Raw genomic sequence first — 9714 nt, forward strand, 5'->3', positions numbered from 1 at the left:
AACATGTCGGTGGCCGAGAACCTCCTTCTCGGCCAACTGCCGGCTCATCACGGGTTCATCGACCGACGGCGACTGCGCGAACGGGCGATGCGCATGCTCGCGGTGCTCGGCGAGGGCAGCATTCACCCTTCGACCAAGGTTCGCGACCTCTCCATCGGTCAGCAGCAGATGATCGAGATCGGCCGTGCGCTGCTGCGCGATGCTCGCGTCATCGCCTTCGACGAGCCAACCAGCAGCCTGTCGGTACAGGAGACGCGTCAGCTCGAGCGTATCGTCGCCCGACTGCGCGACGAGGGCCGCGTGGTGCTCTACGTCACCCACCGCATGGAGGAGGTCTTCAAGATGTGCGATGCGGTCACCGTGTTCCGCGACGGCAAGCACATCCGCACCCACGAGAGCCTCGATGCGCTGGATCACGACACCCTGGTCAGCGAGATGGTCGGCCGCGACATCGAGGACGTCTATGGCTATCGGGAGCGCGAGCAGGGCGACGTGATGCTCGAGATCGACGCCATCGAGGGCCGGGGGCTGAAGGCGCCGGTGAGCTTCGAAGTGAAGCGCGGCGAAGTCTTCGGCCTGTTCGGCCTGGTGGGGGCAGGGCGCAGCGAACTGATGCGGCTGGTATGCGGCGCCGAGACCGCCAAGTCGGGTGAAGTGCGCTTCCAGGGCGTGGCGCGACGCTTCGCCAGCCCGGGGGAGGCCATTCGCATGGGTATCGCCATGTGTCCCGAGGATCGCAAGTCGCAGGGCATCTTCCCCGTTGCCAGCGTTGCCGACAATCTCAACATCAGCTGCCGACGCTTCTTCAAGCGCTGGGGGCTGCTGCGCGACCCGCGGCGCGAACGTGCCAACGCCGAGGACTACATCAGGCGGCTGAGCATCAAGACGCCGGGGCCGCGCGCGCCCATCGGCAAGCTCTCCGGTGGTAACCAGCAGAAGGTGATTCTGGCGCGCTGGCTGGCCGAGAAAATCGACCTGTTCGTGATGGACGAACCCACCCGTGGCATCGACGTGGGTGCTCGCCGCGATATCTATAACCTGCTCTTCGAGCTGACCGAGCAGGGCAAGAGCGTCGTCGTGATCTCCAGCGATCTGGCCGAGGTGAGCTCCATCTGCGACCGCATCGGCGTGATGCGCGACGGAGCGCTGGTCGACATCGTGCCGCGCCGTGAGGCCACTCAGGAACGCCTGCTGGGGCTGGCGCTGCCCGCCTGATCACCCGCATGACCTTTCGAACAAGAGCAATCTGAGGGACTGCCCATGACCACCCACAAATTCGCTGACGGCGGTACGGCCGCGGTGCCCCCCCGCCGCGGGTTGCCCAAGCCTCTGCGCACCCTGCTCGACACTTCCGGGTTGATCGCCATCTTCGTGATCCTGTTCGTCGCCCTGGCAGTGTTCATTCCCGGCTTTCTCACCGGGCGCAACATGGTGGGCTTGCTGCTCTCCATCACCCTGATCGGCACCATCGCCACCACCATGATGATGGTGCTGGCGCTGGGCGAGGTCGATCTGTCTGTCGCCTCCATCGTCGCCTTTGCCGGTGTCGTCGCCGCCGTGGTGACCTCGGCGTCGGGCAGCGTATTGATCGGCGTGCTAGGCGGCGTGCTCGCCGGCGGTGCGGTGGGTGCCTTCAACGGTTTCGTGGTAGCGAAGTTCGGCATCAATTCGTTGATCGCCACGCTCGCCGCCATGGAGTTCGTGCGCGGCCTGGCCTACATCACTTCCCGCGGCGATGCGGTGATGATCACCGTGCCCGAGTTCTTCGACCTCGGCAGTGCCTCCTTCCTCGGTCTAACCCTGCCGGTGTGGACCATGATCGCCTGCTTCGTGATCTTCGGGGTGTTGCTCAACATGACCGCCTTCGGGCGCAACGTGCTGGCCACCGGCGGCAACCCCGAGGCGGCAGCCCTGGCTGGGGTCAACGTGCGGCGTCTCAAGATCATCGTCTTCGGCCTGCAGGGCGTGGTGGCCGGCATTGCCGGCGTACTGCTCACCTCGCGCATGGGGCTGGGCGACCCCAACACCGCAATGGGGCTCGAGCTGGCCGTCATTTCTGCCTGCGTGCTGGGCGGCGTGGCGCTCTCCGGCGGCGTGGCCACCATTACCGGCGTGCTGGTCGGGGTGTTGATCATGGGCTGTGTGCAGAACGCCATGGGCCTGCTCAACGTGCCCACTTTCTATCAATACCTGGTACGCGGCGCGATTCTGCTGCTGGCGGTGATGTTCGACCGCTGGAAGCAGACCCGACGCCAGCGTGCATGACTTCGGTTTCAGGAGAGCCTCGTATGACCGACCGCAAGCGTCCCTTGCGCAGCGCCCAGTGGTTCGGCAGCGCCGACAAGAACGGCTTCATGTACCGCAGCTGGATGAAGAACCAGGGTATCCCGGACCACGAGTTCGAGGGCAAGCCGATCATCGGTATCTGCAACACCTGGTCGGAGCTGACGCCCTGCAATGCGCATTTCCGCAAGCTGGCCGAACACGTCAAGAAAGGAGTGCTGGAGGCGGGCGGCTACCCGGTGGAGTTCCCGGTGTTCTCCAATGGGGAATCGTTGCTGAGGCCCACGGCGATGTTCACCCGCAACTTGGCGAGCATGGACGTGGAGGAGTCGATCCGCGGCAACCCGCTGGATGCGGTAGTGCTGCTGGTGGGCTGCGACAAGACCACGCCGGCGCTGCTGATGGGGGCGGCAAGCTGCGACCTTCCGACCATCGTGGTCACGGGCGGGCCGATGCTCAACGGTAAACACGAGGGTAAGGACATCGGTTCCGGCACCGTGGTCTGGCAACTGTCGGAGCAGGTCAAGGCGGGCAAGATTTCGCTCCACGACTTCATGGCCGCCGAGGCCGGCATGTCGCGCTCGGCGGGCACCTGCAACACCATGGGTACGGCCTCGACCATGGCCTGCATGGCGGAATCGCTGGGCACCTCGTTGCCGCACAATGCGGCGATTCCGGCGGTGGATTCTCGGCGCTACGTGCTGGCGCATCTCTCCGGCAACCGCATCGTCGAGATGGTCGAGGAGGATCTCACGCTCTCCAAGGTGCTCACCAAGCAGGCCTTCGAGAACGCCATTCGCACCAATGCCGCCATCGGTGGTTCGACCAATGCCGTGATTCACCTCAAGGCGATTGCCGGGCGCATCGGCGTCGAGCTAGACCTCGACGACTGGAGCCGCATCGGCCGCGGCACGCCGACCATCGTCGACCTGCAGCCCTCGGGACGTTTCCTGATGGAGGAGTTCTACTACGCCGGCGGCCTGCCCGCTGTGCTGCGTCGACTGGGCGAAGCCGATCGCCTGCCGCACAAGGAGGCGCTGACGGTCAACGGCAGGACGCTGTGGGACAACGTCAAGGATGCACCGCTCTATAACGATGAGGTGATTCGGCCCCTGGACGATCCCCTGCGCGAAGATGGAGGCATGTGCGTGCTGCACGGCAACCTGGCGCCGCGCGGGGCGGTGCTCAAGCCCTCGGCGGCGAGCCCCGAGCTGATGACCCATCGTGGCCGGGCGGTGGTGTTCGAGGATTTCGACGACTACAAGGCGCGCATCAACGACCCTGACCTGGAGGTAGATGCCAGCAGCGTGCTGGTGATGAAGAACTGCGGGCCGCGCGGCTATCATGGCATGGCCGAGGTCGGCAACATGGGCTTACCCGCCAAGCTGCTCGAGCAGGGCGTAACCGACATGGTGCGTATCTCCGATGCGCGCATGAGCGGCACCGCCTACGGCACCGTGGTACTGCACGTGGCGCCGGAGTCCGCGGCCGGCGGGCCGCTTGCCGCGGTGCGCGGTGGCGACTGGATCGAACTCGACTGTGACGCCGGTAGGCTGCATCTGGACATCGGCGATGCCGAGCTCGAGGCACGCCTAGCCGAGAGCGACCCTACCGCCGCGTCGCGCCGTATTGCCAGCGACGGCGGTTATCGGCAGCTCTACATCGAGCGGGTGCTGCAGGCCGATGAGGGCTGCGACTTCGACTTCCTGCGCGGGTGTCGCGGCGCCGACGTGCCGAGGCATTCGCATTGAGTCGGTTGGGAGGTGAGGGACGCATGGTCGACGGCTCGATGATCCATTGTGCATGGCGGGGCAGGGCGCAGCTGGGCGAAGGCCCGCTGTGGTGCCCCGATCGGGGCAAGGACGGGCAGTTGCTGTTCGTCGATATCCTCGGGCGTAACCTGCACGTCCACGATTTCGCCAGCGGCGCGACCAGCGGCTGGCCCCTCGACGAAGCGTGCTGCTGGTTGGCCCCGCGCCGTGACGGCGACGGCTTCATCGCCGGGCTCGCCTCGCGGCTGGTGCATCTGCGTCTCGACGAGCTGGGGCCGCACATCGTCGAGGCCTGGGTCACACCCGACGAGCCGGCGGGCAACCGCTTCAACGACGCGGCGGTGGACGCTTGCGGCAGGCTCTGGTTCGGCTCGATGAGCGAGAATGAGGAGCCGGGCCAAGGTGGGCTCTACCGGCTCATCGGCAAAGAACTGAAGCTGATCGACCGTGGCTATGGCGTCGCCAACGGCCCCGCCATGAGCCCTGACGGCAGTACGCTCTACCATAGCGATACGGCGGCGGGAGTCGTCTACGCCTTCGACCTTTCCGCGGACGGCGAGCTGTCAGGCAAGCGCGAGCACCTGCGTTTCCGCGGAGCTCAGGGCTATCCGGACGGCTTGACCTGCGATGTCGAAGGGGGGCTATGGGTCGCCCATTGGGGTGGTGGGCGCGTCAGTCGTTTCATGCCCGACGGCACCCTGGACGAAACGCTGATCCTGCCCGCCTCTCGAGTGACCTCCTGTGCGTTTGGCGGGCCCGGGCTGGATCAGCTCTACATCACCACCGCGGCCCACGGCCGTGACCAGGAGGCGTTGGCGGGCAGCCTGTTCCGCGTGGCCCCGGGGGTCCGTGGCCTCGCTTCGCCGATGCTTGGGGGATGATCCGCTTCAGACTGGATCGAGCCAACTTTCCAACGTAGCTTCTCGAAACCCAGGCCGGTTATCCGGCCTGGGTTTTTTCTTGCTTCAGAAACACCGCGAGTGGAATCCAACGGTTTCGAGAAGGGTTCACTTGCGCCGATGGGCCATCCATTGGCGAATGCCGAAGGTCCAGGGTGGCAGCGAGTCGCTGTGATCGACGCGATTGACCAGTGCACCGAGTGCCGGTGTGGCGATGGTCACGCTGTCGCCGATATGGTGAGTGAAGCCCTGGCCTTCGCCGTCGCGGTCCTGGATCGGCGAGAACATGGTGCCGAGAAAGAGCATGAAGCCGTCCGGGTACTGGTGATGGGCCCCGATGGTCTGGCGGACCAAATCCAGTGGGTCGCGGCTGATCTCTCGCATGTCGCTCTCGCCTTCGAGCAGGAAGCCGTCGTCTGCGCCTTCGATGCGTAGCGACACGCGGGCCTGTCGCACGCTATCGAGGGTAAAGCCTTCGTCGAACAGCCGAATGAAGGGGCCGATGGCGCAGGAGGCATTGTTATCCTTGGCCTTGCCCAGCAGCAGGGCACTGCGTCCTTCGATATCACGCAGATTGACGTCGTTGCCCAGAGTGGCGCCTTTCGGAGTGCCGACAGCGTCCACGGCCAGCACGATCTCCGGCTCGGGGTTGTTCCACTTCGAGGCCGGGTGAAGCCCTACGTGAGCGCCGAAGCCTACCGACGAGAGCGGCTGGGCCTTGGTGAATACCTCGGCGTCAGGGCCAAGCCCCACTTCCATATACTGTGACCAGGCGCCACGTGCCTGCAGAGCAGTCTTGAGTGCCATGGCCTCTTCGGAACCCGGTGCGATACGCGACAGGTCCTGGCCGATCATCTGTTTGAGCTCGGCGCGTAGCTGGCTGGCCCTGGCGGCATCGCCGCCAGCCTGCTCCTCGATCACACGTTCAAGCAGGCTGACGGCAAAGGTGACGCCGCAGGCCTTGATCGCCTGCACGTCGCAGGGCGCGAGCAAGTAGGGCGCTTGCTGCGGTTCGGCCAGAGAGTTCTGCAGCAGGCCAGTAACGGGGCCCAGCGATTCGCCTTCGACGTCTTTCACGAAGGCGGCGGCATCGTTGCGGTCGAGCAGGTCGGCCATGCAGTCGCAGTGAGAGGAGATGTCCATCACCTCGCCTTGGCGTATCACCACCAGAGCGGGGCCGGCCGGCCTCGGCCCCGAGGCGTCCCGCCATACGCGGCCCACCAGAAGCGCCTGGGCCATGTCCTCAGGGAGATAGTCGCTCGTCTTGTTGGCGTCGTTCACGTGTCATGCCTCCCGTTTACCATCGACCAGACGCGACACCGCCCAAGGATTGTCGTCACGTAGCGGCTCGGGAAGTAGCCCTTCCGGTAACGCCTGGTAGCACACCGGGCGCAGGAAGCGGAAGATCGCTGCGCTGCCCACCGAGGTGGTGCGGCTATCCGACGTGGCCGGGTAGGGCCCGCCGTGCACCATGGCGTGACACACCTCGACCCCGGTCGGCCAGCCGTTGGCCAGGATGCGCCCGGCCTTGCGCTCGAGGATCGGTAGCAGTCGTTTGGCCACTTCGAGGTCGCCATCGTCCATCTGCAGGGTCGCGGTGAGCTGGCCCTCGAGCTGGCTTGCCACGTGCCTAATCTCCTGCTCGTCGCGGCATTCGATCACTAGCGAGGTTGAACCGAACACCTCTTCCTGCAGTTCGGGATCATTGAGAAAATCTTCTGCGGCGGTGACGTAGAGCCCCGCCTGGCACGGATTGGCCGATTCACCGGCCTGTCCGCGGGCCGCTTCGCGCACCTTGCCGTTCGACGCCAGTCGGCCCACGCCCTGTTCGTAGGCGTCATGGATGCCCGGGGTGAGCATGGTCTGGGCGGCACTGCCCTTCACGGCATCGGCGGCGGCTGCGACGAAAGCGTCTAATTCAGGGCCTTTTACTGCAATCACCAGCCCCGGGTTGGTGCAGAACTGGCCGGCGCCCATATTGAGGGAGGCGACGAAGCCTTCGGCCAGGGATGCCCCACGGGTACGCAGCGCCTCGGGCAACAGGAACACCGGGTTGATCGAGCTCATCTCGGCATAGACCGGGATGGGCTGCGGGCGCGCCTGGGCGGTTTTCATCAGTGCGGTGCCGCCGCCGCGGGAGCCGGTGAAGCCCACCGCCTGGATGCGCGGGTCTGCCACCAGCGCCTGGCCGATCTCGCTGCCTGAGCCGAACAGCAGTGAGAACACACCCTCTGGCAGGCCGCTCTTCTCGACGGCGCGCTGCACCGCACGGCCAACGAGCTCGGAAGTGCCGGGATGGGCGGAGTGGCCCTTGACGATTACCGGGCATCCGGAGGCAAGCGCCGACGCGGTATCGCCGCCAGCCACGCTGAAGGCCAGCGGGAAATTGCTGGCCCCGAACACCGCCACCGGACCGAGCGCAATGTGACGCTGGCGCAGGTCGGCCCGCGGCAGCGGCTCACGTTCGGGGAGGGCCGGGTCGATGCGCACGTCGAGCCATTCACCGGCGCGCACCACGTTAGCAAACAGGCGCAGCTGACCGCAGGTGCGGCCGCGCTCACCTTCGAGCCGAGCCCGGGGTAGGCCGGTCTCGACCATGGCGCGCTCGATCAGCGCGTCGCCGACCGCCTCGATCTCGCTGGCAATGGTCTCGAGAAAGGCGGCACGCTGTTCGAGTGTCGTCTCGCGATAGCCGGCGAATGCTGCCTCGGCGAGTTCACAGGCGCGCTCGACCTCGGTGCGACTGCCGCCCAGGTAGGTGGGCTCGAGGGTCTCGCCGGTGGCGGGATCGACGGCTTGAATGGGCCGGGAATTACCGCTGACGGCCTCGCGGCCGATCAGCATTTTGCCTTCCAGGGTCATAGCGGACTCCATGTTGTCAGAGCGATTTCACTCGGGTTGATGTCAGTTGCCACGCACGGCGGTGAGGTCCGGCAGCCAGGTAACGATGCCGGGAAAGGCGATCAGGATGACCAGTACCACCAGCAGGGCCGCGTAGTACGGCAGCATTGCCTTGACCAGCGACTCCATCGATACCTTGCCCACGCCGCAGCCGACGTAGAGGCAGGTCCCCACGGGTGGAGTGAGCAGCCCGATGCCGAGAATGAAGGCCATCAGCACGCCGAAATAGGCCGCATCCACCCCCACGCTGGTGACGATCGGGGTCAGCATCGGCGCCATGATCACCATGGCCGGCGTCAGGTCCATCACGAAGCCCACGAGCAGCAGCAGTGCGGCCACGATCAGCAGCAGCAGGAAGGGCTCCTGGGTGATCGCCTGCACCTGGCGGACGAGGGTCTGCGGCACCATGTTGATGGTCAGGAACCAGGCAATTACCGTGGCGAACGCGAGTAACAGCAGGACCATGCCGGTCAGGCGGGCGGTGCGTATCAGCATGCCCCACAGGTCGCGCAGTCGAATTTCGCGATAAAAGACCAGTGAGATGAACAGCGAGTAGAGCAGGGCCGCCACTGCCGCCTCGGTAGCGGTGAAGACCCCGCCGATGATGCCCCCGATCACGATGACCGGCAGGACCAGTGCCAGCCAGGCGGCCTTGAAGGCCTGCCACAGCAGATCGAGCCGAAATTTGCGGGTCTTTCCGGCGTGTTCCAGGCTGGCCATGATGAAGGTGGTCACCATCAGTCCGAAGCCGATCAGCAGGCCCGGCACGATGCCGGCAATGAACAGGCGGCTGATCGAGGTTTCGGTGACGATGCCGAACAGGATCAGGGGGATGGAGGGCGGAATGATGATGCCGATGACCGAGGAGACGGTATTGATGGCAGTGGCATGGGGAGCGGAATAGCCTTGCTGCTTCATCGACGGGATCATCATGGCGCCGGTGGCGGCGGTATCCGCCACGGCCGAGCCGCTGATCCCGCCGAAGAACATCGAGCCGGTGATGGCGACTTGACCCAGGCCGCCGCGCACGAACCCTACCAACGCGCCGGCAAGGTCCATCAGGCGTCGGGCGATACCCCCGGCGCTCATCACTTCGCCGACCAGGATGAAGAAGGGAATCGCCAGCAGCGGGAAGTTGTTGACCCCGCGCACCGACTGTTCGATGAGAATCGACAGGGGAATGTCGGACATGACCGCCAGGACGACGGCAGCCGTGCCCAGGCCGAAGGCGATCGGCAGCCCCAGGGCAATGGAGGCAAACAGGATGCCGAGAAAAATCCACAGCATGCGCTACGTCTCCTGAGCGGTGCGAATGAGAGTGAGGCTTTGCCAAGCGCGCCAGACGGCCACGGCGCCGATGAAGGCAGCGCAGAGCACCAGTGAGACATTGATCAGGTTCCAGGGCACCCCGAGAATGGCGGTACGGCCGGTAGAGCGGGACATGACGATATAGCCGCCCCAGATCAGCACGCCCATCAGGCCGATGATGATCAGGTGCTGAATCAGGTAGAGCACATGCGCCGCCCGAGGCCTGAGCTTGCGCACCAGGTAATCCACGGCAATGTGTTCGTAGCGGGCAAAGGCGGCGGCGGCGCCTATGAAAATCAGCCAGATGAACAGCATGCGGGCAAGTTCATCGGCCCAGGGCAGCGAGCGATTGAACAGCGCCCGACCGAGCACGTTGGCCGATACCGATACGATCAACGCCACCAGGATCGCGGCGATCAGGTGCTCCAGGAGCACCGTCAGCCAACGTAAAACGGCCGGTCCCCTGGGGGTCTCGAAAACGAACTCCAGTGCCTTGCGGTTGGGGTCGTCAAGATATTCATGGGGATCGGTCGGGGGGATGGGTGTGGTCA

8 protein-coding genes are annotated in these 9714 nt (G+C 65.3%); 4 read left to right on the plus strand and 4 right to left on the minus strand.

Going from position 1 to position 9714, the window contains the following annotated elements:
• From AC2VNO_RS15860 to AC2VNO_RS15875, 4 genes are all read left to right on the plus strand, one after another.
• On the plus strand, positions 1-1215 hold a 1215-nt coding region (locus AC2VNO_RS15860; RefSeq protein ID WP_486935031.1), incomplete at its 5' end, for an ATP-binding cassette domain-containing protein.
• A 45-nt stretch (positions 1216-1260) separates the two neighbouring features.
• Positions 1261-2265 (plus strand): L-arabinose ABC transporter permease AraH, encoded by a 1005-nt coding sequence (araH, locus tag AC2VNO_RS15865; RefSeq protein ID WP_486935032.1) that lies wholly within the window; start codon positions 1261-1263, stop codon positions 2263-2265.
• A 23-nt stretch (positions 2266-2288) separates the two neighbouring features.
• On the plus strand, positions 2289-4034 hold the full coding sequence (locus AC2VNO_RS15870; RefSeq protein WP_486935033.1) for an IlvD/Edd family dehydratase: 1746 nt from the start codon (positions 2289-2291) through the stop codon (positions 4032-4034).
• A 23-nt stretch (positions 4035-4057) separates the two neighbouring features.
• On the plus strand, positions 4058-4936 hold the full coding sequence (locus AC2VNO_RS15875; protein WP_486935034.1) for an SMP-30/gluconolactonase/LRE family protein: 879 nt from the start codon (positions 4058-4060) through the stop codon (positions 4934-4936).
• 126 nt (positions 4937-5062) lie between these two features.
• Here AC2VNO_RS15875 and AC2VNO_RS15880 read toward each other — a convergent pair whose 3' ends face one another.
• The 4 genes from AC2VNO_RS15880 to AC2VNO_RS15895 form a co-directional block, all read right to left on the minus strand.
• Positions 5063-6193 carry a fumarylacetoacetate hydrolase family protein gene (locus AC2VNO_RS15880; protein ID WP_486935038.1) on the minus strand — a complete coding sequence of 377 codons (1131 nt, stop codon included), beginning with the start codon at positions 6191-6193 and terminating at the stop codon, positions 5063-5065.
• A gap of 45 nt (positions 6194-6238) precedes the next feature.
• Positions 6239-7816: an aldehyde dehydrogenase (NADP(+)) gene (locus tag AC2VNO_RS15885; RefSeq protein ID WP_486935035.1), complete on the minus strand. Its 1578-nt coding sequence runs from the start codon at positions 7814-7816 to the stop codon at positions 6239-6241.
• 42 nt (positions 7817-7858) lie between these two features.
• On the minus strand, positions 7859-9142 hold the full coding sequence (locus tag AC2VNO_RS15890) for a TRAP transporter large permease (protein WP_486935036.1): 1284 nt from the start codon (positions 9140-9142) through the stop codon (positions 7859-7861).
• Between the two features lie 3 nt (positions 9143-9145).
• Positions 9146-9714 (minus strand): TRAP transporter small permease (locus AC2VNO_RS15895; protein ID WP_486935037.1); only part of this gene is annotated, 569 nt, incomplete at its 5' end.

The organism is Halomonas sp. TH-94, from assembly GCF_057473365.1.